The 22,455-nt window shown below is 31.6% G+C and carries 20 protein-coding genes; 5 read left to right on the top strand and 15 right to left on the bottom strand.

Features of this window, described 5'->3' with window-relative positions:
* Nucleotides 1–40 precede the first annotated feature (40 nt).
* From MW871_RS06820 to MW871_RS06800, 5 genes are read right to left on the bottom strand one after another with little or no spacing between them, the layout of a single operon-like run.
* Nucleotides 41–1,000: an L-threonylcarbamoyladenylate synthase gene (locus tag MW871_RS06820; RefSeq protein ID WP_248428285.1), complete on the bottom strand. Its 960-nt coding sequence runs from the start codon at nucleotides 998–1,000 to the stop codon at nucleotides 41–43.
* Nucleotides 1,001–1,007: 7 nt separating this feature from the next.
* Nucleotides 1,008–1,844: a DUF6671 family protein gene (locus tag MW871_RS06815; protein WP_248428039.1), complete on the bottom strand. Its 837-nt coding sequence runs from the start codon at nucleotides 1,842–1,844 to the stop codon at nucleotides 1,008–1,010.
* Between the two features lies 1 nt (nucleotide 1,845).
* Nucleotides 1,846–2,124 (bottom strand): hypothetical protein, encoded by a 279-nt coding sequence (locus MW871_RS06810; RefSeq protein ID WP_188049880.1) that lies wholly within the window; start codon nucleotides 2,122–2,124, stop codon nucleotides 1,846–1,848.
* A 38-nt stretch (nucleotides 2,125–2,162) separates the two neighbouring features.
* Nucleotides 2,163–2,405 (bottom strand): hypothetical protein, encoded by a 243-nt coding sequence (locus MW871_RS06805; RefSeq protein WP_248428038.1) that lies wholly within the window; start codon nucleotides 2,403–2,405, stop codon nucleotides 2,163–2,165.
* Nucleotides 2,406–2,423: 18 nt separating this feature from the next.
* A complete protein-coding gene (locus MW871_RS06800) occupies nucleotides 2,424–3,860 on the bottom strand; it encodes an NADP-dependent isocitrate dehydrogenase (RefSeq protein ID WP_188049882.1) in 1,437 nt (478 codons plus the stop codon).
* A 95-nt stretch (nucleotides 3,861–3,955) separates the two neighbouring features.
* Between MW871_RS06800 and MW871_RS06795 the strand changes: the two genes are divergently transcribed.
* Nucleotides 3,956–4,879: a LysR family transcriptional regulator gene (locus tag MW871_RS06795; protein ID WP_248428037.1), complete on the top strand. Its 924-nt coding sequence runs from the start codon at nucleotides 3,956–3,958 to the stop codon at nucleotides 4,877–4,879.
* On the opposite strand, the gene MW871_RS06790 is transcribed toward MW871_RS06795, so the two are convergent.
* Nucleotides 4,873–6,072, bottom strand: coding sequence for an LETM1-related biofilm-associated protein (locus MW871_RS06790; protein ID WP_248428036.1), 1,200 nt, complete (start codon nucleotides 6,070–6,072; stop codon nucleotides 4,873–4,875). The two genes, MW871_RS06795 and MW871_RS06790, sit on opposite strands and share 7 nt — an antisense overlap.
* Before the next feature lie 172 nt (nucleotides 6,073–6,244).
* Entirely contained in the window at nucleotides 6,245–6,859 is a 615-nt protein-coding gene (locus tag MW871_RS06785) for a superoxide dismutase (RefSeq protein ID WP_248428284.1), read from the bottom strand.
* Nucleotides 6,860–7,236: 377 nt separating this feature from the next.
* Between MW871_RS06785 and MW871_RS06780 the strand changes: the two genes are divergently transcribed.
* From MW871_RS06780 to MW871_RS06770, 3 genes are all read left to right on the top strand, one after another.
* Nucleotides 7,237–8,151 (top strand): YihY/virulence factor BrkB family protein, encoded by a 915-nt coding sequence (locus tag MW871_RS06780; RefSeq protein WP_188049886.1) that lies wholly within the window; start codon nucleotides 7,237–7,239, stop codon nucleotides 8,149–8,151.
* A gap of 137 nt (nucleotides 8,152–8,288) precedes the next feature.
* On the top strand, nucleotides 8,289–8,720 hold the full coding sequence (locus tag MW871_RS06775; RefSeq protein ID WP_188049887.1) for an META domain-containing protein: 432 nt from the start codon (nucleotides 8,289–8,291) through the stop codon (nucleotides 8,718–8,720).
* Between the two features lie 70 nt (nucleotides 8,721–8,790).
* The gene (locus MW871_RS06770; RefSeq protein WP_188049888.1) at nucleotides 8,791–9,312 is read left to right on the top strand and encodes a DUF4251 domain-containing protein; all 522 of its coding nucleotides are present in this window, start codon (nucleotides 8,791–8,793) and stop codon (nucleotides 9,310–9,312) included.
* A gap of 195 nt (nucleotides 9,313–9,507) precedes the next feature.
* Here the strand turns inward: MW871_RS06770 and MW871_RS06765 are convergent, their stop codons facing one another.
* From MW871_RS06765 to MW871_RS06740, 6 genes are all read right to left on the bottom strand, one after another.
* Nucleotides 9,508–11,298: an acyl-CoA dehydrogenase family protein gene (locus MW871_RS06765; RefSeq protein ID WP_188049889.1), complete on the bottom strand. Its 1,791-nt coding sequence runs from the start codon at nucleotides 11,296–11,298 to the stop codon at nucleotides 9,508–9,510.
* Between the two features lie 146 nt (nucleotides 11,299–11,444).
* A complete protein-coding gene (locus MW871_RS06760; RefSeq protein WP_248428035.1) occupies nucleotides 11,445–12,626 on the bottom strand; it encodes an acetyl-CoA C-acyltransferase in 1,182 nt (393 codons plus the stop codon).
* Nucleotides 12,627–12,658: 32 nt separating this feature from the next.
* Nucleotides 12,659–13,039 (bottom strand): four helix bundle protein, encoded by a 381-nt coding sequence (locus MW871_RS06755; protein WP_210643850.1) that lies wholly within the window; start codon nucleotides 13,037–13,039, stop codon nucleotides 12,659–12,661.
* Nucleotides 13,040–13,069: 30 nt separating this feature from the next.
* Nucleotides 13,070–15,460, bottom strand: a complete 2,391-nt coding sequence (locus MW871_RS06750; protein WP_188049892.1) for a 3-hydroxyacyl-CoA dehydrogenase/enoyl-CoA hydratase family protein — start codon at nucleotides 15,458–15,460, stop codon at nucleotides 13,070–13,072.
* A gap of 98 nt (nucleotides 15,461–15,558) precedes the next feature.
* A complete protein-coding gene (locus MW871_RS06745; RefSeq protein ID WP_188049893.1) occupies nucleotides 15,559–16,032 on the bottom strand; it encodes a MarR family winged helix-turn-helix transcriptional regulator in 474 nt (157 codons plus the stop codon).
* Between the two features lie 176 nt (nucleotides 16,033–16,208).
* Nucleotides 16,209–17,984, bottom strand: a complete 1,776-nt coding sequence (locus MW871_RS06740; protein WP_248428034.1) for an AMP-dependent synthetase/ligase — start codon at nucleotides 17,982–17,984, stop codon at nucleotides 16,209–16,211.
* A gap of 381 nt (nucleotides 17,985–18,365) precedes the next feature.
* Between MW871_RS06740 and MW871_RS06735 the strand changes: the two genes are divergently transcribed.
* Nucleotides 18,366–19,316 (top strand): NAD(P)H-dependent flavin oxidoreductase, encoded by a 951-nt coding sequence (locus MW871_RS06735; protein ID WP_248428033.1) that lies wholly within the window; start codon nucleotides 18,366–18,368, stop codon nucleotides 19,314–19,316.
* A gap of 149 nt (nucleotides 19,317–19,465) precedes the next feature.
* Here MW871_RS06735 and MW871_RS06730 read toward each other — a convergent pair whose 3' ends face one another.
* Both MW871_RS06730 and MW871_RS06725 read right to left on the bottom strand, forming a co-directional pair.
* Entirely contained in the window at nucleotides 19,466–19,849 is a 384-nt protein-coding gene (locus tag MW871_RS06730) for an acyl-CoA thioesterase (protein ID WP_188049896.1), read from the bottom strand.
* Between the two features lie 205 nt (nucleotides 19,850–20,054).
* Nucleotides 20,055–21,818: an N-acyl-D-amino-acid deacylase family protein gene (locus MW871_RS06725; protein ID WP_248428032.1), complete on the bottom strand. Its 1,764-nt coding sequence runs from the start codon at nucleotides 21,816–21,818 to the stop codon at nucleotides 20,055–20,057.
* Nucleotides 21,819–22,455 lie beyond the last annotated feature (637 nt).

The raw sequence follows: 22,455 nt of genomic DNA, 5'->3' as shown, positions 1-22,455 counted from the left end.
GATTTTTTTTATTAGAAGAAGCGTGTAAAGTCTGCACATACTATTCTTTTGTTGCACGTTCTAAACGATCGTTTATAGATTTTCCCAAACCTTCTTCCGGAAATTTTTGTGCAATTATTAAATCTAATTTTAATTTATCAAGTCTATGCATTGCTGCATATAAATTGGACATTGCTTGTTTTAAATCTCCCTTTTCTGAAAGAATTTCAGTATAATTAATGTTTGTTTTATCTATTATAGTTTTAAAAACGATAACTCCAATTCTTTTGTCAGTATGTAAGGATAGCTCTTTTTCTATATCTTCAACTAAAATAGTTTTTGTTTTTGGAGCATAATGCCGAGATAACATTCCTGGTGATTCTGGTAACTTTTCACTGTGGTTTTTTACTTTAAGCGGTCCAACTAGTACTTCGATTTCCTCAATACTTATGGATCCTAAACGATACATAATAGGTTCATCGTTTTTAAAACCTATAATGGTAGATTCTATACCGTTTTCACAATTGCCACCCTCTAAAACCATGGCAATATCATTTGAAAAATAATCGGCTACATGCTGAGCTCTGGTGGGACTTATAGATCCAAATGGGTTTGCACTAGGTGCAGCCAAAGGAAAATTTAATACTTTTAATAATTCCAAAGTCAAAGGATGATTAGGTACTCGAACAGCAACTGAATTTCTACCTGCAGTAACAATATCCGGTATTTTATTATTCTTTTCTAAAAGTAAGGTTAGTGATCCCGGCCAGAATGCATCCGCTAATATTCTTGCTTTTTCTGGTATATTTATCGCTATTTCATCTATTAGCTTTTTATTGTGAATGTGCACTATTAAAGGATTATAGAAGGGTCTTTTTTTGGTCTCAAATATTTTTTTTATTGCAGTTTCGCTGTAAATATTGCCTGCTAAACCATAGACTGTCTCCGTAGGAATAGCTACTAATTCATTGTTTTCAAGAATTTTTTTGGCTTTGTTTATATCTGTAGATATTTCAATCATCATTTTATTAAGGATTACAATTGTCACAATAGGTTGGATCTTCCTTTTCAATACCGCGAGGAAATTTTTTTTCATGCGTATAGGCGCATTTTTTACATTGATAAGTATAACTCAAAGTGGAGCGTGTAGGAAAAGAGCAGCTTTCACAAGGTAAACCTGGTTTGGCTGAAATAATATCAAAACCAGGTGTTTTACATCTTGGACATTCATTTTTAATTTTCGCTATAAGATTTTCAGTTGCTTTTTTAATAGCCTTCATACGAGTCGGATTGTAAAGTGCTCGCATATCCGTTTCAGCAGTTATATTTCCATTCTGATTTTTTAAAGTGTTATACAACAGCAGTAAGTCTTCTATATCTTTAAATTCCTTTCTAATTTTTGTACTATTATTTTCTTCTAATTTTAGAATAATTCCATGCGATGGAAAATTTATTTTTTTTGCGAAATCAATTAGATTAGCTTGTGTTAGTATAATTTCACTATCCATATTAGTCTCTAGAGTTAGTTCTCTTCCCACAATCTCAAGATCATTTTTAAAATCTTTCAGCATTACTAGCTCTTCATCAGCAGCTGCAAAAAACAGAGTAGGATGAGCTCCAAAAGAACCTTCACTAGCAACTACTAAATCACAATTGGTGAGCTTGTGACCTAAAATGCATTTGTTTCTTAATGTTGACAGTGCATCTTCTTTCCTAGAAATTTCTCCAGAAAAAGTACCTAATATATCTGTATCCAAGAAATCAGAGGTGTAACAGTACGCCCCAAGTTTACTTTCTAAAAGTGGGGCAATAACTGTTTCTTTTTTATGTTTGGTTGCAATAAAAATTGATCTTCCTTTATACATATTATTTTTCCGTACGAATTGAAATGGTACCTTGGATAATTAGATTTTCATTATTTGCTTTTGAGTTCTCTATGATTTGCTCAATTGCTTCTTTTGATTTAATTAATTCTACAATTCTATTTTTAGAATAACCAATGTCTTGATTAAACCGAATATGATTGCTGAAATCTTGTCTGCAGTGGTAGTCAATTTTATAATTAAAAAGCGCTCCTAAGAGATCACTGGCTTCTTCAGTTGTAAAACGACCTTCAATTAATTTAAAATCTCTTTGATTATCCATACATTATTATTTAGGAAGTTTGATATAAAAATAGACAACTATTTAATTTGTATAGATGATTCAAGATGTACACTTGTTGCATTTTTACTCAAATTAAGTCTGATATCGTGTATTGAATTTTGAAGTTTTTTTATTTTATTTTCTCTGCTTTTAATATCTTCTTCTTGATGGGAATTGCATATTTTTCCCTCATGAAATTTTATTTTTACAGCAATCATTTTAGTAATTAATTCTAAAGCTTCATTTGTATTAAATTCGCCTTCAAGAAGTTGTATGTTCATAGTTTTTGTTTTTATTAATTATTGTCCTTGACCTAAAGAATATCCTGCTTTTCCATCAAATTCATAAAGATTTTCTGTTTTAATAACATCTATTTTTGATAATTGTGCATTTGATAAAAGAGCTATAATTTGTCCTTTGGTCATTAAGCTACCATTTGTTGGCTTAAAGCGACAACGCCAGTGATCTGTGCAGAATGTTTCTTTAAAGCCTTCTGGCCAAACTTTTATACCACGATTAGTAATCATCGTGAGATTTATATTTTCAAGGATAATCCTTTTCATTTTTTCTGCAATTTCATCAGGATCTGTACCTTTCCAGTCTACAAATAAGTCAACTCCAACTAATTCTTTTTTAGCGCTTGGTTTTTTTACATATTTTGGTAGGTTTAGAACAGCATCTTTAGAAAAGGAAACTTCTTTTAAAATGCTAGGTTTATTTCCTAAATTAGTGATAACTGCTTGCGCAAACTCTTTGGTTCCTACTTTTTGTTTACTAATTCCTTCTTTAAAAATATCATAAGTATGAATACCATCTTCTATCGTTTTAAGCCAAGCGTTTTGAACTTTTTCAGCAATTTCGGTTTGTCCGATATGATTTAGCATCATGACAGCTCCTTCTAGTAAACCTGAAGGATTGGCCATATTTTGACCCGCTCTACGTGGTGCCGATCCGTGAATGGCCTCAAACATCGCACATTCTTCACCAATATTTGCTGATCCTGCAAGACCTACCGAACCTGCAATTTGAGCAGCAATATCTGATAAAACATCACCATAAAGATTTAAAGTAACTATTACATCAAAAATTTCTGGTGTATCGGCCATTTTTGCAGCACCTATATCAATAATCCAGTGTTCGTTTTCAATTTCAGGATACTCGAGTGCTATTTCGTCAAAAACTTGGTGAAACAATCCATCTGTTTGCTTCATAATATTGTCTTTGGTAAAGCAGGTCACTTTTTTTCTTCCATATACTTTTGCATATTCAAAAGCATAGCGAACAATTTTTTCACAACCAGGTCTACTTATCAATTTTAGACATTGAATTACTTCGTCGGTTTGTTGATGTTCGATACCAGCATATAAATCCTCTTCATTCTCCCGAATTATTACAATATCCATTTTTGGATGTTTCGTTTCTACAAAAGGGTGTAAGCTCATACAAGGTCTTACATTCGAATACAAACCTAGAAATTTTCTTGTGGTTACATTTAAACTTTTGTAACCACCACCTTGTGGAGTGGTAATGGGTGCTTTTAGAAAGATTTTATTTCTTCTAATGATGTCCCAAGATTCAGACGCAATACCTGATGTGTTCCCCGATAAATAAACTTTTTCACCAACTTCAATCTCATCGATTTCAATTTGCGCTCCTGCAGCCTTAATAATTTCTAAAGTGGCATTCATGATTTCTGGTCCAATTCCGTCTCCTTTTGCTACTGTAATTCGTGTCATGTTGTTTTGTGTTTTACAATTTGATGGGACAAAATTCGAATTTTTAATTCATATATTTTTATTTATATTTGTAATGAAATACATAAAATAAATTTATGAACTATACTTTGCATCAGCTTCAGGTTTTTTTAAAAGTGACTCAGACTTTAAGTGTTACTAGAGCGGCTGAAGAATTGTTTTTGACACAACCTGCCGTTTCTATTCAGTTAAGAAATTTTCAAGATCAGTTTGAAATACCATTGACAGAAATAATTAAAAAGCGTTTGTATGTAACTGATTTCGGAAAAGAAATTGCTATTGCTGCAGAAAATATTCTTAATGAAGTTCACGCTATAAATTATAAAACAGTAGCCTTTAAAGGTAAACTTTCGGGTAGATTAAAACTTTCGGTCGTTTCTACCGGAAAATATGTAATTCCTTATTATTTGAGTGATTTTTTAAAATTACACAATGAAATAGAATTGGAAATGGACGTAAATAACAAAGTGAAAGTCGTAAAAGCATTAAAAAATAATGAAATAGATTTTGCTTTAGTTTCTGTTTTACCAAAAGATTTAGATATAGAGTCGGAAGTTTTAATTGAAAATAAACTTCATTTGGTTGGAAATTCAAACGTAATTCAGGTTACAAAGAAAAATTTCCTTACTTTATTTTCTAGTGCACCACTTCTTTCTAGAGAATTAGGATCGGCAACGCGAATTGCAATGGAAGAGTATATTATTAAACAAAAAATAGAGCCCAAAATGAAAATTACTCTAACATCTAACGAAGCAGTAAAGCAAGCTGTTATTGCCGGAATAGGGATTTCTATCATGCCAGTAATTGGTCTTAAAAATGAGTTAGATAATGGTAGTTTGATCCTGCTTCCAGCCAATGGATTACCAATTATTACATCTTGGAGACTGATTTGGTTAAAAGGAAAGAAAATGAGTCCTGTAGCAAAATCTTTTTTAGAATATATTACAAATAATAAAGAAACGATTCGAGAAAATCATTTTGCATGGATAAATAATTATTGATCTTCTAGATTTTCATTAAATGCAGAAGGTAGTAATTGCGGGATGAATTTGATCAAAATAGGTAATAATAAAGTACCTCCAGGCAATAAAAAGATGGCTAATGAGGGAACTGTTTTACAAATTTCTAATAATTGCTTTTTTACCTTTTTTTTCTCTTTTTCGTCTAAATCTCTGCGTGTAGAGTAAGATAACAAAACAACCAATTCTTTGCTTTGCATAATTTCCTTTATCAGCCTATTTTTATTTCTACTAATTAAGGTAACTACGCTTTGAGTAGTTTGATCATAGAAGTGCTTTACAGGATTGGAATAATTGAAATAAGGAATTTCCTTTTTATGGTTAAAAATAAAGTCATGGGTATTAGCAACACTCTCCTCTACAAATTTATCTGGTATTGACAGAATTTTACCCAAAGTATGTAAAAAATACATTTCGTCATTTTCAATCTTTGCATCACTCCATAATGCCATACCAGCCATGTCTATCAAATAATATTTTTCTAAATCGGTTGTAAAATAGTTTAGCTGTAGTGTTTCTAAACTTTCAACAGAAACCTTTGAAAATTTTGTATACCGTATTGAGGCTTCAAATAGTTTAATTAATAAGTCATCATATTGAGACTTTTTGGATTTTACCTTTAATGCTATTGTAACAATATTTACAATTGTTTCCTCAATTTTTTTAAGGTATTTATCGGGTATTTCTCCGTGAATTAGATATTGTCTAAAAGCTAGTACATCAATAAATAATAAGGCATTTGTTACCAGATGAGAAAAGTTTTTACTGATAATGCTATCATTAGTTTGAACTCGCTCATCAATGATTTTTTCTAAAGTTAGAGAAGGAGAGCTCTTAGGAAGAATTTTTTGAAATAGATTAAAACCTTGCGGATGCATTTCATTATAAAAACGAACTGTTTTATCAATGAACTTTATAGGACTTATATCGGTATTGTTTATGCAAAAAACACCGTATAAGGTGTTTAGTAATGCTACTTTAGAGATTTCATCTTTAAACCAACCTTTGGTTTCAATAGGCTCTACAGTATGAAAAGAAATTATATGGCCGTATATAAATCCGGTGTTTCTTACATTAGTATAAAAAATATCCGTGTTTTTAGAAATGGTTTCTTCTGAGAATTTTTGCTTAACAAAAAACTTATCTATCCAACCAGATGCCGAAGGGTTTATCATTATTTTAATTTGGTGATGCAAAGCTATACATTTTTAGCCCCACTGTAACTTTTTATAGTTTAGTTTAACATAGAAATAATCTTGTAAAACCAATGAATTCATAATTTTTTCAACTCTTTTTTAAAATAAGGCTCTAAAGTATTCTTGTAATTTAGAGCCTCAAAAATATAATTTAAGAATTGAATAAATTTTCAGCAGCGTCCCAGTTTACTACATTCCAAAATGAAGTAACATAATCTGCTCTACGGTTTTGATTTTTTAAATAATAGGCATGTTCCCAAACATCTAAAGCCAAAACAGGTTTCCCTTTTAATCCTTTACCGCGCAATCTCATCAAAGGATTATCTTGGTTGGCAGTAGAACCAATTACTAATTTTCCGTCTTGAACAACTAACCAAGCCCAACCGGAACCAAATCGCTTCATCGAGGCATCACTAAATTGTTTTTTAAATTCCTCAAAAGAACCAAAGTCATTATTTATAGCTTCGGCTAGCTTTCCTTTAGGATTTCCACCACCGTTTGGTTTCATTAATGTCCAAAATAAACTGTGGTTGTAATGTCCTCCAGCATTATTCCTTACTGAATCAGGAAATTTTGATATTTTTTCAAAAATATTTTCTAAAGTTTTTGATTGTTCAATTAGATTTTTATTTAATGATTCAATTGCTTTATTCAAATTGGTGACATATCCCTGATGGTGTTTCTTGTGGTGAATTTCCATAGTCGTAACATCTATATGAGGTTCTAAAGCATCATATGAGTATGCTAATTTAGGAAGCGTATAAATATCTTCGGCATTTACAATTGCTGCCTCTAAAATGTGTTTCTCTGAATTTGTATTCTTTTCGGAAGCAAAAGCAGTATTAAATAAACTGGATCCAATTATAGTTCCTGTTGATAAAATGGCTGTTTGTTTTAAAAAATTTCTTCTTGTATTGCTATTTTCCATAAGTAGTGTATTTATTCTTAAAGTTGTCTTTAAATATTTCACATAAATTTATACATAAATTTTTTAGTAGGGATTAAATCATTTAAAATTAACTTAATCTTTACATTATCATTGGTATTTAAGGCTAGTAATTGTTAGGAATTATGTAAATTATATTTCAAATTGCTAGCTGCGGTTTTTGTAATTTTGAATTTGTAGAATAGAAACATATATGTATGAAAAGTAAGAAGGTATTTAAAACTACTTGGGGTTTATTAAAACAAACCTATCAAGAATTTGATAAAGACAATGGCATAAAACTAAGTGCATCGCTTTCCTATTATACTATATTTTCATTACCTCCTTTAATGATTATTATATTATCTATTTTTAGTTTTTTCTTTGGTAGAGATGCAGTTACGGGACGTTTTTTCAGTCAAATTAACGGTATGGTTGGTAACAAAGCAGCTATTCAAATTCAGGAAACTATAAAGAACATAGAATTATCAGATAGCAATACTTTTGCTGCAATATTTGGTGGAATTATGTTATTAATAGGAGCTTCTGGAGTTTTTGCTGAAATACAGAGTTCTATTAATTATATCTGGGGATTAAAAGCCAAACCTAATAAAGGCATTATGAAATTTGTTAAAAACAGATTGATGTCTTTTTCTATGATTGCTTCAGTAGGTTTTTTATTGATGGTGAGTTTAATGGTCAATACGGTGATGGATGTTATGAATGCAAGGTTAGTGATCTACTTTCCGGATACTGCTGTCTATATATTTTATATTTTCAACATTTTAATTTTGTTTGCAACAACCACAATTTTATTTGCTATCATTTTTAAAACCTTACCAGACGGCGATATTGCTTGGAAAGATGCATTGATTGGCTCTAGTTTTACTTCGTTTTTCTTTATGTTTGGAAAGTTTGCTATTGGTTTTTATTTAGGTAGTTCTACTGTAGCTACTGTTTATGGAGCAGCAGGTTCTGTTATAATAATATTGATTTGGGTATATTACTCTGCTATTATACTATACTTTGGAGCTGAATTTACTAAGGTCTATTCTAACGAAAAAGGAAATAAAATCACGCCAAATTCCTATGCAGTGAGTATTGTCACGGAAGTTTTAGAAATTAAGAAATAAAACAAAATAAGAAGTCTTTTTTTAACGAATGGTTTTCAAAGAGGTATGATAATTTAAGAAAATAAATAAATAAAAAAGCAAATTGGCAATGTTCTTGCCTTATATCAATTTTAAAATAATAATAAACAAACTATCTAATGAAAAAATTAATCCTATTGCTTGCTATCTCATGTATGGCATTCGTTTCTTGTAATTCTGCTAAAAATGACAACACCAACACCACCATGCTTCAAGGAGAATGGGAGTTAAATTATATTTCTGGACCTAAAATTGCTTTTCAAGGTTTATATCCTGATGAAAAACCAACCGTAAATTTTGATTTGAAAACAGATTTAGTCTCTGGTAATACTGGTTGTAATCGTTTTTCAGGCAAATTAGACGTAGTTGGAAATAAAATTAATTTTAAAAATGATAATATGGCTTTAACAAAAAGATATTGTCCTGGTGAAGGTGAAAGTGTTTACTTATCTACACTTCAAAAAATTGATTCTTATTCTATTTCTGAAGATGGAAAAACGTTAAGTTTTATAATGGGTGAAGTTGAGATGATGCGTTTTGTAAAAAAATAGATTTTAAAAAAGATACTCTTTAACGAGTATCTTTTTTTTGTTTAATGGACTTAATTTAAAAGTAAAAATTATGATACATAAAAAAATAATTACACCAGTATTTTTATTGTTTTTCGTTGCATTTAGTTTTAGTCAAATAACAACTCGGAAACAACAAAAAGAAAATATTAAACAGGAAAGAGTAAGCCAAATAATCCAATTGGTAAATTCAAAAGAATTTAAATTTGTAGCAAGAAGAGCATTTCCGCAAGGATACCAATCGATTGATTTAAGCACCAACAACAATTATATCGAATTTAAACCAGATTTTATTACTAGCGAAATGCCATTTTTTGGAGTAGGATATAGCGGAATAGGATATGGTAGAGACAAGGGCTTAAGTTTTGAAGGTAAACCAATAGAATATTCAATAATAAAAGTAAAAGAGGTATGTGAGTTAATAGCTAGAGTAAAAGGAGATCAAGATTTTTATAGGATATCGTTATCTATTTTCTCTGAAGGTAATGCAACACTTACGATTAGTTCTAACAACCGCAGTTCTATTTCCTACGAAGGTGAGATTTCTAAAATCGTAGTTAATAAGAGTAATTAGATATAAATTCTTGATAAATTTTATTTTGAAAATTTAGAGTTGAGGTAAAGTTTTACAAATAGAAATTTATTCAATTATTATTTTAAGGTTTAGTTGAGTTAAATAAATATTTAGCTTTGATATAAAAAAAAACCGTCTTGTTATAAATAACTTGACGGTTTTTTCAGCATTTTGAATTAGTATAATTGTTTGCTATTAAAAGCAATATGCATTTTCAGCAACTACTTTTGAAGTAATAGTTTCTCTTAAGGCAACAATATTAGGCATATTAGTATATTTTGTAAAACGTCTTAAGCCCATAAGCATCATACGTTGTTCATCACCTTCTGCAAATGAAATTACACTTTCTTTTCCTTTTTGAGTTACGATATCAACTGCTTTGTAAAGATAAAGTTTAGCCATTGCAATTTGCTCTTGAACTTTTGATTCTCCTTCTTTTTTAGCTAATTTTTCAGTTCTAAGAATAGTACTTTCTGCCATATAAATTTCAATTAATATATCAGAAGCTGCCATTAATAGCTGTTGGTGTGAGTCTAAATCCGGACCGTATTTTTGAACTGCTCCACCTGCTACCATAAGGAATGCTTGTTTCAATTTTCCAATCATTTCTTTTTCTTCAGCAAACAATTCAGAATAATCTGGAGTTTCAAATGAAGGAATACCCATTAATTCTTCTTGTACTTTAGAAGCCGGTCCTAATAAATCAATATGGCCTTTCATCGCTTTTTTGATTAACATACCTACAGAAAGCATTCTGTTGATCTCATTTGTACCTTCGTAAATACGAGCAATACGAGCATCTCTCCAAGCGCTTTCCATTGGTGTATCTTCAGAGAATCCCATTCCACCAAAAATTTGAATTCCTTCATCAGCACAGTTTTGAACATCTTCAGAAACTGCTACTTTTAAAATTGAACATTCAATAGCAAATTCTTCAACCCCTTTCAATTCTGCCTCTTGATGAGTAGAACCTTCTTGTTCACGAATAGTAATACGATCTTCAATATCTTTAGCTGCACGATACGTTGCACTTTCACCTGCATAACAACTCGTTGCCATTTCTGCAATTTTTGAGCGAATTGCACCAAATTGAGATATAGGAGTTTTAAATTGAATTCTTTCGTTTGCGTATTTTACAGAACTAGTGATTACTCTTCTTTGAGCATCTAAACAGGCTGCTGCCAATTTAATACGACCAACATTTAAAGCATTCATCGCTATTTTGAAACCATTTCCTCTTTCAGAGAGCATGTTTTCAACCGGTACTTTAGTTTCATTAAAGAAAACTTGACGCGTAGAAGAAGCACGAATACCTAATTTATGCTCTTCTTCATTCATTGAAATTCCGTTATCAGGAGTGTTTTCAACAATGAATCCAGTAATGTTTTTATCATCACCAATACGTGCAAAAACTATAAATACAGAACAAAATCCAGCATTCGAAATCCACATTTTTTGTCCGGTGATCGAATAATATTTTCCGTCTTCAGATAAAACGGCTTTAGTTTTTCCTGAATTAGCATCTGATCCTGCTCCAGGTTCAGTTAAACAGTAAGCACCAAACCATTCGCCAGAAGCCAATTTAGGTACATATTTTTGTTTTTGCTCTTCTGTACCGTATAAGGTAATTGGCATAGTACCAATTCCTGTATGCGCACCAAAAGCCGTAGAAAACGAACCTGTAGCGCCAGAAATGTAATCACAAACTAATACTGTATTTACAAATCCCATTCCCATTCCACCATATTCTTCAGGTACAGCTACGCTTAAGAAACCTAAGTCTCCTGCTTTTTTCATGCTTTCTTCTGTAAAAGCATAATCTTTTTTCTCAAAACGATTTTTATTTGGCCATAATTCTTTATCAACAAACTCTTTTACAGAGTCACGCATCATTATTTGCTCTTCATTGAAATCTTCTGGAGTAAAGATATCTTCACACTTTGTTTCTTTTACTAGGAATTGTCCTCCTCTTGTTTTGTCGCTCATTTTTTTATTTTTTAAAGATTTTAGAAATAGAATGTATATTTAAAACCATCCTTATTTAAAAAGGTCCTGTTCTATATTTCAACTATTTCTTTTCTAATTTTTTAACTAACTTTAATTTCTAAAATTTACTTATGTTTAAATTGGTATTACATCAACTCGTAAATCCCAGCACTACCTTGTCCTGTTCCTACACACATGGATACAATTCCGTATTTATTACCTCTTCTTTTCATCTCGTCGAATAATTGAACCGATAATTTAGCACCGGTACAACCTAATGGATGACCAAGTGCAATTGCACCACCATTTACGTTTACGATATCAGGATTTAATCCTAGTTCACGTGTTACTGCTATTGCTTGAGAAGCAAATGCTTCGTTTAATTCAATTAAATCTATATCTTTTAACTGCATTCCAGCTTGTTTCAAAACTTTAGGGATAGCTTTTACAGGCCCCATTCCCATGATTCTTGGTTCAACTCCAGCTGAAGCAAAGTTTACTAAACGAGCAATTGGTTGTAAATTTAATTCCTTTACCATTTCTTCACTCATTACCATTACAAAAGCAGCACCATCACTCATTTGTGAAGAGTTACCCGCTGTTACACTTCCATCCGCTGCAAAAACAGGTCTTAATCCCGCTAAAGCCTCTTTAGATGTTCCTGCTCTAGGACCTTCATCTTTGTTTACTACATAAGATTTAGTTTCCTTTTTGCCATTTTCATTAATGAATGTTTGTTCAATTGTGATGGGTACGATTTGTTTGTCAAATTTTCCTTCTGCTTGTGCTTTTAAAGCTTTCATGTGAGAATGATAAGCAAATTCATCTTGATCTTCTCTTGAAACATTAAACTGATTGGCAACAGCTTCTGCTGTAAGTCCCATTCCCCAGTAATAATCTTCGTTTCCCGCTTTTGCAACAGCATAATCAGGAGTCGGTTTGTAACCTCCCATAGGAATAAAACTCATGCTTTCTGCTCCACCTGCAATAATACAATGTGCCATTCCAGATTGAATTTTAGCAGTTGCCATACCAATGGTTTCTAACCCAGAAGCACAATATCTGTTCACAGTTACTCCAGGAACATCTTCTACTTTTAATCCCATTAAAGAGATTAATCGTGCTACGTTTAACCCTTGTTCTGCTTCAGGCATGGCGTTTCCTACCATAACATCATCGATACGAGTTTTGTCGAAGTCAGGTAACTCATTCATCATGTACTGAATGGTTTCTGAAGCCAATTCATCAGGTCTTTTAAATCTAAAAACTCCTTTTGGTGCTTTACCAACGGCAGTTCTGTATGCTTTTACTATATAGGCTGTTTTCATAAATGATTGTATTAAGATTGGAGAATTAAGAATTAAGATTTTCCAATTTTTGTGTTTATTTTATCTTTTAATGCTCTTTGAAATGAAAAATTCATATTTGAAACCTCTACTAATTGATTAATAGTTGGTTGGATTAAATCTTCATTGACAAGATTAAGTCTTTTAGCAAGTATTAATTGAGTTATTAATTCAAAAGTTGAACCATTTGCAATTCCTAGAAAATGCATGAATTCTTTGTCTGAATTTCTACCAGAACCTTCAGCTATATTTGAAGGAATTGATACCGCACATTTTTTTATTTGATGAATTAAATTGAATTTTTCATCATTGGGTAACAACGAAGAAATTTCATAAACATGAACCGCTACATCCATTGCTTTTTGCCAAATTTTTAATTTTTCAAATTGGTGCATCTCTTAATACTTAATTCTTATTACTTGATACTAGTTTCTTAAAGGTTTCCCTTTGGTTAACATAAACTGAATTCTTTCTAACGTTTTTCTTTCTGTACAAAGTGATAAGAAAGCTTCACGTTCTAAATCCAATAAGTATTGCTCTGTTACTAATGTTGGTTCAGATAAATCACCACCGGCCATAACATAGGCTAATTTATTAGCGATTTTTTTATCGTGTTCAGAAATGTATTTTCCAGCTTCCATTTGGTCTGTTCCTACCAAGAACATACCCAAAGCTTGTTTTCCTAACACTTTCACGTCCGTTCTTTTTATTGGTTGTGTATAACCCGCTTCAGCCATTACCAATGCATGTTTTTTAGCCTCTGCAATCTGACGGTCTTTGTTAACCACTATAATATCTTTACCATGTTGTAAAAGTCCTGTGTCAAAAGCTTCATAACCAGAAGTAGATACTTTTGCCATTGCGATGGTCAAGAAATACTCTTGTAATACATTCAACTCAACATCATTTTTATGGAATAAATCGGATGCACGCAATGCCAATTCTTTCGAACCTCCACCGCCAGGAATTACTCCAACACCAAATTCAACTAATCCCATATAGGTTTCAGCAGCAGCAACTACTTTATCAGCATGCAAACTCATTTCACATCCTCCACCAAAAGTCATTCCGTGGGGTGCAACAACAACAGGAATTCCTGAATAACGTACGCGCATCATTGTGTCTTGGAACATTTTGATTGCCATATTTAATTCATCGTATTCTTGTTCTACTGCCATCATAAATATCATTCCGATATTAGCTCCAACAGAGAAATTTGCTGCTTGATTACCAATAACTAATCCTTGATATTCTTTTTCAGACAAATCAATCGCTTTATTGATCGCTGTTAAAACATCGCCACCAATAGTATTCATTTTCGATTGGAATTCTAAATTTAAAATTCCGTCTCCTAAATCTTGAATAATTGCACCACTATTGCTCCAAACTTTTTTGCTTTCGCGAATGTTATTCAGAATAATAAAGGAATCTTGTCCAGGAACTTTAGTTTGCGCTTTAGTTGGAATGTTGTAGAAAAAAGTTGCGCCTTCTTTTATAGAATAGAAACTTTTATTTCCAGAAGCCAACATTTCATTTACCCATGCAGCAGGTTCTAGACCTTCTGCCTTCATGATTTCAATTCCTTTTTCGACACCGATAGCGTCCCAAATTTCGAATGGACCATTTTCCCATCCAAAACCGGCTTTCATCGCGTCATCAATTTTGTATAGATCATCTGAGATTTCAGGTATTCTGTTGGATACATAAGCAAACATTCCAGAAAAGCTTTTTCTGTAGAATTCTCCTGCTTTGTCTTTTCCTTTTACTAAAACTTTAAAACGGTCAATTGGTTTATCAATCGTTTTTGTTAGCTCAAGAGTGGTAAAAGAGGCTCTTTTATTCGCACGATATTCTAAAGTGTTTAAATCTAAAGTAAGAATATCTTTTCCTTCTTTTTTATAAAATCCTTGACCTGTTTTGCTTCCAAGCCAATTATTTTCCATCATTTTGTTTACAAAATCAGGAAGTTTAAACAATTCATGTTGTTCATCATTTGGACAATTTTCATAAATACCATTAGCAACATGCACCAAAGTATCTAAGCCAACTACATCAACGGTTCGGAAAGTAGCTGATTTTGGACGACCAATAACTGGACCTGTCAACTTATCTACTTCTTCAATGGTTAATCCCATTTCTTTTACCAAATGAAATAAACTCTGAATTCCGTAAATCCCAATTCTATTTCCAATAAATGCTGGAGTATCTTTGGCTACAACCGAAGTTTTTCCTAAGAATTTCTCACCATATACTGTTAAGAAATCTAAAACCTCAGTAGAGGTTTGTGGTCCAGGAATGATTTCGAATAATTTTAAGTAACGTGCTGGATTAAAAAAGTGAGTTCCGCAGAAGTGTTTCTGAAAATCTTCACTTCTTCCTTCGCTCATAAAATGAATAGGAATTCCAGACGTATTTGAAGTTACTAATGTGCCTGGTTTTCTGTACTTCTCAATTTGCTCAAACACCATTTTCTTGATGTCTAAACGCTCTACAACAACTTCTATAATCCAATCGACACTAGCAATTTTTGCCATATCATCCGTTGTGTTTCCAGTTGTAATTCTAGAAGCAAATTTTTGACTGTAAATAGGAGAGGGTTTCGACTTCAATGAATTAGCTAAATGCTCATTCACTAAGCGATTACGAACAACCTTACTTTCTAAAGTTAGGCCTTTTTTAGCTTCCGCTTCCGTTAGTTCTCTTGGAACAATGTCTAGAAGTAAAACTTCTACACCAATGTTTGCAAAATGACAAGCAATTCCCGAACCCATTATTCCGGATCCAATTACTGCGACTTTTTTAATAGTGCGTTTCATATATTGATATTTGTTGTTTTTATGGCACCTTCTAATAATACAAACGTAATATGATTTTCAAAATCATTTTATGTCTTTTAGTTTACTATTAGGTTAATTTATTTTATGTTAGTCGATTCTTTTTCAGGATTTTCAGTATAATTAAAAATATTTTTATCTTGAATCAGTTCATTTATTTTTTCTGCTACTTCTATAAAGTGTTGTAGCTTTTCTTCCGAAATAGTTTGCTTGACACTTTCATTAAATTTTAGAACAGTTTTTTTTGATAAGTCTCTTTTTTCTTTACCAAATTCAGTTAGGTAGATTAAAACGCCACGTCCATCTTCTGGATTTTTTTTTCTAATAATTAAGCCTTTTTCCTCCATAGATTTTAAGGTCCTAGTCAAGCTTGTGGCTTCCATTCCCATTTTAGGACCTAAAGATGTCGATGGAGTTCCTTTATCTTTATCGATGCTTAGCAATGCAAATCCTGTTGCCATAGTAGCACCGTATTTAGAGGCTTCTTCATTATACATTCTGGAAACTGCCTGCCATGTAGCACGTAGGATATAATCTATCGTTTTGTCTTTCATATTTTTATATATACCGATTTCAAATATAATCAAAAATACTATGCGTGCATAATAAATTGAATTATTTTTTTGTTAAAAACTATTAAATATAAAAAAACTCCTCTAAATTAGAGGAGTTTTGTTTTGAAAAAGTATGGTTTAGTTGTTTTTTGTTTAATTAAAAGCAATAGAATTGATTAACTATATATTTTATCGAATAAATCTTTGTATTTATCCATTATAATTTTTCTCTTTAATTTTAAAGTTGGTGTTAGTTCTCCACCTTCTATAGACCAAATTTCAGGAGTAAGTTCAAATCTTTTTATTTGTTCCCAATGACCAAATTTTTCATTGTAAAGATCGATTTCTTCTTGAATACGTTTAATAACTTTTTCATTAGTAATAATAGCCTCATTAGTACTTCCGATATTCAGTTTGTGAATATTTGCCCATTCTTTTACGAAATCAAAACTAGGTTGGATAAATGCAGCTGGCATTTTTTGTCCATCTCCAATAACCATTATCTGATCAATAAAACGCGATTGTTTCATTGTGTTTTCAATAATTTGTGGCGCAATGTATTTACCGCCTGAGGTCTTGAACATTTCTTTTTTACGATCCGTAATTTTTAAAAAACCTTCTTTGTCAATTTCGCCAATATCACCAGTATGAAAATATCCATCTATTACTGCTTCGCTGGTTAATTTTTCATCTTTATAGTACCCTAACATTACGTTTGGTCCTTTGCAAAGTATCTCACCGTCTTCGGCAATTTTTACTTCTACATTGGTGATTACCTTACCAACAGTTCCTACTTTAAATCCTTTGTTTCTTAAATCGTTTACAGAAATAACAGGAGAAGTTTCAGTTAAGCCGTAACCTTCCATTACTGGAATTTCTGCAGCAGCAAATACACGAGCAAGTCTTGTTTGCAGTGCAGCACTACCAGAAACCATTAAATCTAGGTTTCCGCCTAAACCGTCTTTCCATTTACTGAAAATTAATTTGCGCGCAATTTTAAGTTGTAATTCATACCAAGAACCATTTGCTCCGTAAGGTTCGTATCTCAATCCTAAATCGATAGCCCAAAAGAATAAACTCTTTTTTATACCAGTAAGTTCAGTTCCTTTAGCATATATTTTATCATATACTTTTTCTAGTAATCTAGGAACGGCAGTCATTACATTTGGCTTAACCTCTTTAAGGTTGTCACTTATTTTGTCAATGGCTTCTCCAAAATAAACTGAAACACCGTAATATTGGTATAAATACAAAATCATTCTTTCAAAAATATGACAAATAGGAAGGAAACTTAAAGCCCGACTATTTCCAGCTTCAAATGGTATTCTTGAGGCGCTGTTGAGAACATCTGAAACAATATTATCATGAGAAAGCATTACACCTTTTGGTCTTCCAGTTGTTCCCGAAGTGTAAATAATTGTGGCCAAGTCATTTGGACTTACATTATTTTTTCTTTCTTCAACTTCAGCTTGGTTGCTTTGATCTTCTCCAAGAGTTAATAATTCTTTCCAGTTTTTACATCCTTCGATAGTGTTGAAAGAATATACTTCCTTTAAATGTGGAACTTTGTCTCTGATCAAATTTATTTTTCTAAGTACTTCTTCATCCGAAACAAAACAATACATTGCTTCTGAATGATTTAAGATGTATTCATAATCCTCTTCAGAAATAGTAGGATAAATAGGAACTGTTTGTGCAGCAGTTTGCAAAACACCTATATCCATGATGTGCCATTCAGTTCTATTATTAGTAGAAATGATGGCTATTTTATCATCTTTTTTGATGCCCATGCGCAATAAAGCTCTAGAGACACTATTTGCTTTGTCAATATATTCTTGGGTAGAAGTTTTCTCCCAAATACCGTTTTGCTTAGTTACCAACGCATCTGAAATATTAGAATATTTCTCTTGCTGATAATACGGGAAATCAAAAAGTCTGGTTACTGAAATCATTATAAAAAGATTGAATTTTGATGCAAATTAATTAAAATTTAAGAATAACGATTGTTTTTTCAAAATAAAATAGAAAAATTAAAAACTAGCTTTTTTGATGATAATCAATATCTCATTTGCTTTTTGTGTAATACTTTGATTCTTAATAGTTTGTTTTTAAGTTTAATATTTCATATTACCTTATCTCATAATACCAATTAATAGTAGTGAATTAGTGCATAAGTAACGTAGATATTGATTTTCCTACTTTTAATTCTATTCTTTATTTCAATTAAAAAAAAGTCTTATAAAGTCCTTTTCGCTATCACATTTTTTTTGAGTTGTAAATACTAGGCACGCATAGTATATTTGGTTATATTTGTTTTTAATATATAAATAATTATGACTAAGCCATCTTTAACTGCACTTTTAAATATTAATAAACCACTAATAATAGCTCCGATGTTTCTCGTTTCAAATACTAAAATGGTTATTGAAGCTATGAATTCAGGAGTTGCGGGATGTATTCCAGCCTTGAATTATAGAACCTTAGAGGAACTGCGCGAATCAATTTTAGAACTTAAAGCGGCAAAAGTGCAGGGAGGGAGTTTTGGATATAATTTAATTGTAAATAAATCAAATATTAAATATAAAGATCAATTAGCTGTTTTGTGTACAGAGAAAGTGGACTTTATAATTACGTCACTTGGGTCTCCAGAAGAAACGATTCGTGAGGCTCATAAAGTTGGAATTAAAGTTTTTTGTGATGTTACAGATCTTGCTTTTGCTAAAAAAGTAGAGTCTTTGGGTGCAGATGCATTAATCGCAGTAAATAATGTAGCGGGTGGTCATAGAGGTAATCTTGGACCAGAAGCATTAATAAAAGAATTAGACTCGAAAACTACATTACCTGTTATTTCGGCTGGAGGTGTTAGTACCAAAGCCGATTTAGATACTATGTTAGGTTATGGAGCAGTAGGAGTATCTGTTGGTAGTCCTTTTATTGCTTCATTTGAGTCAAGTGTTTCGCAAGAATACAAACAAGCTTGTGTTGATTATGGTGCGAAAGATATTGTTCTGACAGAAAAAATTTCGGGAACACCATGTACAGTTATCAACACACCTTATGTGCAAAAAGTGGGTACAAAGCAATCGTGGTTAGAAAAGTCTTTAAGTAAAAATAAGACCCTAAAAAAATGGGTAAAAATGATTAGGTATTTATTGGGTTCAAATGCAGTCACAAAAGCCGCTACAGAAGTTACTTACAAAACAGTATGGGTAGCTGGACCAACCATAGAAAACACGAAATCGATACAACCTGTTGCAAAAATAATAGACACAATTACTTTATAATTTTTGCCGAATGACTTTTATTTTAGTTCAATGTAATTAATGATAAAAAGAGCCGATTGTTTACTGTATTAAGTAAACAATCGGCTTTTTTTATCATCAAAAAGACTTATTAGTAATTTCTAAAACAAATCTGTTTAAACATAAGCAACCTATAAGATTTTTGTTGGTTTTTTATCTTTATCAAGTGCTACAAAAGTGAAATTTCCTGATATTGCTTTTTCGCGAACGTCAGAATACATTTGTTCTATAAATATTTCAACGTTTACATCTAAACTTGTATTTCCAATTTTAGAAACTTTTCCAATCAGTTCAATTATAGTTCCAGCTGGTATTGGTTTTTTAAAATCTATTTTATCCGAAGAAACTGTTACGCAAACTTTACGTGTAAATCGGGTAGCAGTTATAAAAGCTATTTCGTCCATCATTAGCATTGCAGTTCCTCCAAACATAGTATCATAGTGATTGGTTGTGTTAGGAAATACAGCTTTAAAAATTCTTGTTTCACTTTTTTTTATTTTTTCTTCTAGATTCATTTTATATTTTAATTAGTAATATTAAGCCAATTATTAATTTCAATTTCTCAAAATTTAATAACGATTAACTAAAGGTTTTTAAAGTCATTTTTATTCAAAAGTAATGAATAAGTAAGAAAAATAGTCTTTAAGCATCAATTATTATATACTTGTTTATATGTTTAACATTCTATGTAATTAATACTTAGTTTTTTAAAAAGTACTATTAATGTTTTTTTTCCTTGTCAATTTTGGCCAAAAATCGTCCGTATTTTTTTGATTTACCGTAATCTTCTGTGAATTTTTCATTTTCAAAAATTGTTTTTCCTCCAACTAATACTCTTGTAACAACACCATCGTTTCTATTTACTAATCTATCAAAGTTCCCAAATTCTTTTATAGATTCCATTTCAACGTTTTCATTTATGTTTTTAAAATTCTCAGGATTTAATAGTACCAAATCTGCTGTTTTTCCTTCGGCTAAATGACCACAATCTAAATTAAACCAATCACTTTGCTCCTTTGTAAGTCTCCAAATACATTTTTCCATTGACATTATCGGACTACCTGCTTCTATTGATTCTTGGACATTTTTTATCATTTTTAAAGGGAAATTATAAAAAGCCATGTTGTTTAGATGAGCTCCAGCATCTGAAAAACTAATTAAATTGTATTTGAAATTGTAAAGATCTTTGTATTTTTCTTTTCGATCATTTGCTATTGTTGTTGTCCAACGTATTTTTTTATCATAAAGAATTATGGTGTCTAAGAAAACATCAATTGGGTGGCTATTGCGCTCTTTTGCTAAGTCGTAGAAATTCTTACCTATTAAACTAGTATCTGGACAATCAATAATAATGGATTTACTTAAATCTTTGTGCCAAACTTTTGGAGCAAATTTTTTCTTGATTTCTTTTTTAAATCGTTCTCTGTACTGCTGATCTTTTATGAGTTCATTTCTTTGGTCTAATTCTTTTGCAAGATGTCTCAAAGCTTCTCCACTTGGAAATTCTTCAAACATAACTGAATCTACTCCATCGTAATACACCGTAAAAGGACAGGGAGGCGATTGCATTCTAAAATTAGCATTCCCAAATTTATTTATAACGCTAGAGGCTAAAGCAATTATTGGATATATATAACGATCTCCAATTAAGTCCATCATAGCAATCATAGTTGTTTTTAATGGCTTTCTAAAAACACCACTACTAGCAAACATATAATTAAGAGCATTATATCTTGTTACAAGGTTGGGAGCACCTTGAAGAATCGCATCTCGTTTTCGAAGCACATCAATTAAATTTTTTCTTTCTTTCCAAGACGAGTAAAAAGATGGAGTTTTATGCGACCAATAACGATCACCATCCATTTTATCCCAAGGATTATCCATAGTAGATAATCCTATAAATCCTTCATCAAGCGCGTCATTTAACATATTAAACATTGCCAACTTTTCCGCTTCTGTAGCTGATTCTTTTTCAGACAAAGAGCGATTAATGCCCATCGCTTTCATTCGTATATCTGAATGTCCAATAAAAGAAGCAACATTTATTCCTAAGGGAAGTTTGTTTATATATGCTTTCCATTCTTTTGGAGAATTCCAATTTTTTTCCTTCTGTAGTAATGGAAGCATAATATCTCTAGGAATTGCTTCTACTCTTGCAAATGAATCGGTTGTATCCTCTGGGTTATTAAATACTGCCGACACAGAGCAACTTCCCAATATTATGGACGTAACTCCATGTCTAGCGGATTCTTTAAGACCAGGTGATGCAAGAACCTCGGCATCATAGTGCGTGTGAGAATCAATAAAGCCAGGCACTATCCATTTTCCGGTAGCGTCTATGATTTCTATATCTGATTCGGGTATTGAATAGTTAGATCCAATTTTTTTTATTTTTCCATTAGAATCGATTAATATATCTTGCTGTATCGCTTTTTCATTTAGATCACCTGAAAACAAAAGCCCATTTTTAATAAGTGTATTCATTGTTTACTGCATATTAAAGTGTTGTTTTTTTAAGATGGGATTTTAAATTTATTTAACTATAAAATTTAAATGCTTGATTGTATACGTGTAAATATAAGCATAAAGCATATTTTATTTTAATATAATTTAATTATCAAATAATGTTTGTAAAAGCCATTCGATTCCATTGATTTCCTTTTGGCGTTTCCCATTCTAAAAAAGAGGCTATATCCGAGTTCGGTTATAGCCTCTTTTTTAGAATGGGTCGGGCTATTCGCTTCAAGTCCTCATTAAGTTCCGTTGTACTTCACTTGACTGTGGGCTTTACGCTGCTATCCCTAACGCGGTTTTGTTTTTCTCAGACGTTTAGAAAAGGTTAGGCGTAACAAACAATTTACTATTCTAGATCTGAGCCTGCTCAATAAGATTACTACACCTATATATAGGTAATAAAAAAAATACCTACCTATATATAGGTGTAAAAAACAGCGGTTTTATAAATGGTAGTATTGCTTTACCTATATATAAGCCAACAATAGCAATCCTAGCGCGATATTATATTGACATTTGATTGTGGCTAAAGAAGAAACTCCTACCTATATATAGGTATCAAAACGGTGTTGATGTAAATTCTAGTATCGCTGTACCTATATATAAG

Origin of the sequence: Flavobacterium pygoscelis (genome assembly GCF_023162025.1) — a bacterium.
Lineage (GTDB): Bacteria > Bacteroidota > Bacteroidia > Flavobacteriales > Flavobacteriaceae > Flavobacterium > Flavobacterium pygoscelis.
The sequence above is the reverse complement of the archived record's forward strand: the minus strand, read 5'-3'. Positions and strand labels throughout refer to the sequence as shown.

Excerpts from the sequence above, each read along its gene's own strand:
- MW871_RS06760 (WP_248428035.1), bottom strand. The coding sequence starts at position 12,626 with ATGAAAACAGCCTATATAGTAAAAGCATACAGAACTGCCGTTGGTAAA.
- MW871_RS06735 (WP_248428033.1), top strand. The coding sequence starts at position 18,366 with ATGACTAAGCCATCTTTAACTGCACTTTTAAATATTAATAAACCACTA.
- MW871_RS06810 (WP_188049880.1), bottom strand. The coding sequence starts at position 2,124 with ATGGATAATCAAAGAGATTTTAAATTAATTGAAGGTCGTTTTACAACT.
- MW871_RS06730 (WP_188049896.1), bottom strand. The coding sequence starts at position 19,849 with ATGAATCTAGAAGAAAAAATAAAAAAAAGTGAAACAAGAATTTTTAAA.
- MW871_RS06820 (WP_248428285.1), bottom strand. The coding sequence starts at position 1,000 with ATGATTGAAATATCTACAGATATAAACAAAGCCAAAAAAATTCTTGAA.
- MW871_RS06770 (WP_188049888.1), top strand. The coding sequence starts at position 8,791 with ATGATACATAAAAAAATAATTACACCAGTATTTTTATTGTTTTTCGTT.
- MW871_RS06780 (WP_188049886.1), top strand. The coding sequence starts at position 7,237 with ATGAAAAGTAAGAAGGTATTTAAAACTACTTGGGGTTTATTAAAACAA.
- MW871_RS06745 (WP_188049893.1), bottom strand. The coding sequence starts at position 16,032 with ATGAAAGACAAAACGATAGATTATATCCTACGTGCTACATGGCAGGCA.
- MW871_RS06805 (WP_248428038.1), bottom strand. The coding sequence starts at position 2,405 with ATGAACATACAACTTCTTGAAGGCGAATTTAATACAAATGAAGCTTTA.
- MW871_RS06725 (WP_248428032.1), bottom strand. The coding sequence starts at position 21,818 with ATGAATACACTTATTAAAAATGGGCTTTTGTTTTCAGGTGATCTAAAT.
- MW871_RS06750 (WP_188049892.1), bottom strand. The coding sequence starts at position 15,460 with ATGAAACGCACTATTAAAAAAGTCGCAGTAATTGGATCCGGAATAATG.
- MW871_RS06740 (WP_248428034.1), bottom strand. The coding sequence starts at position 17,984 with ATGATTTCAGTAACCAGACTTTTTGATTTCCCGTATTATCAGCAAGAG.
- MW871_RS06790 (WP_248428036.1), bottom strand. The coding sequence starts at position 6,072 with ATGATAAACCCTTCGGCATCTGGTTGGATAGATAAGTTTTTTGTTAAG.
- MW871_RS06755 (WP_210643850.1), bottom strand. The coding sequence starts at position 13,039 with ATGCACCAATTTGAAAAATTAAAAATTTGGCAAAAAGCAATGGATGTA.
- MW871_RS06765 (WP_188049889.1), bottom strand. The coding sequence starts at position 11,298 with ATGAGCGACAAAACAAGAGGAGGACAATTCCTAGTAAAAGAAACAAAG.
- MW871_RS06815 (WP_248428039.1), bottom strand. The coding sequence starts at position 1,844 with ATGTATAAAGGAAGATCAATTTTTATTGCAACCAAACATAAAAAAGAA.
- MW871_RS06800 (WP_188049882.1), bottom strand. The coding sequence starts at position 3,860 with ATGACACGAATTACAGTAGCAAAAGGAGACGGAATTGGACCAGAAATC.
- MW871_RS06775 (WP_188049887.1), top strand. The coding sequence starts at position 8,289 with ATGAAAAAATTAATCCTATTGCTTGCTATCTCATGTATGGCATTCGTT.
- MW871_RS06795 (WP_248428037.1), top strand. The coding sequence starts at position 3,956 with ATGAACTATACTTTGCATCAGCTTCAGGTTTTTTTAAAAGTGACTCAG.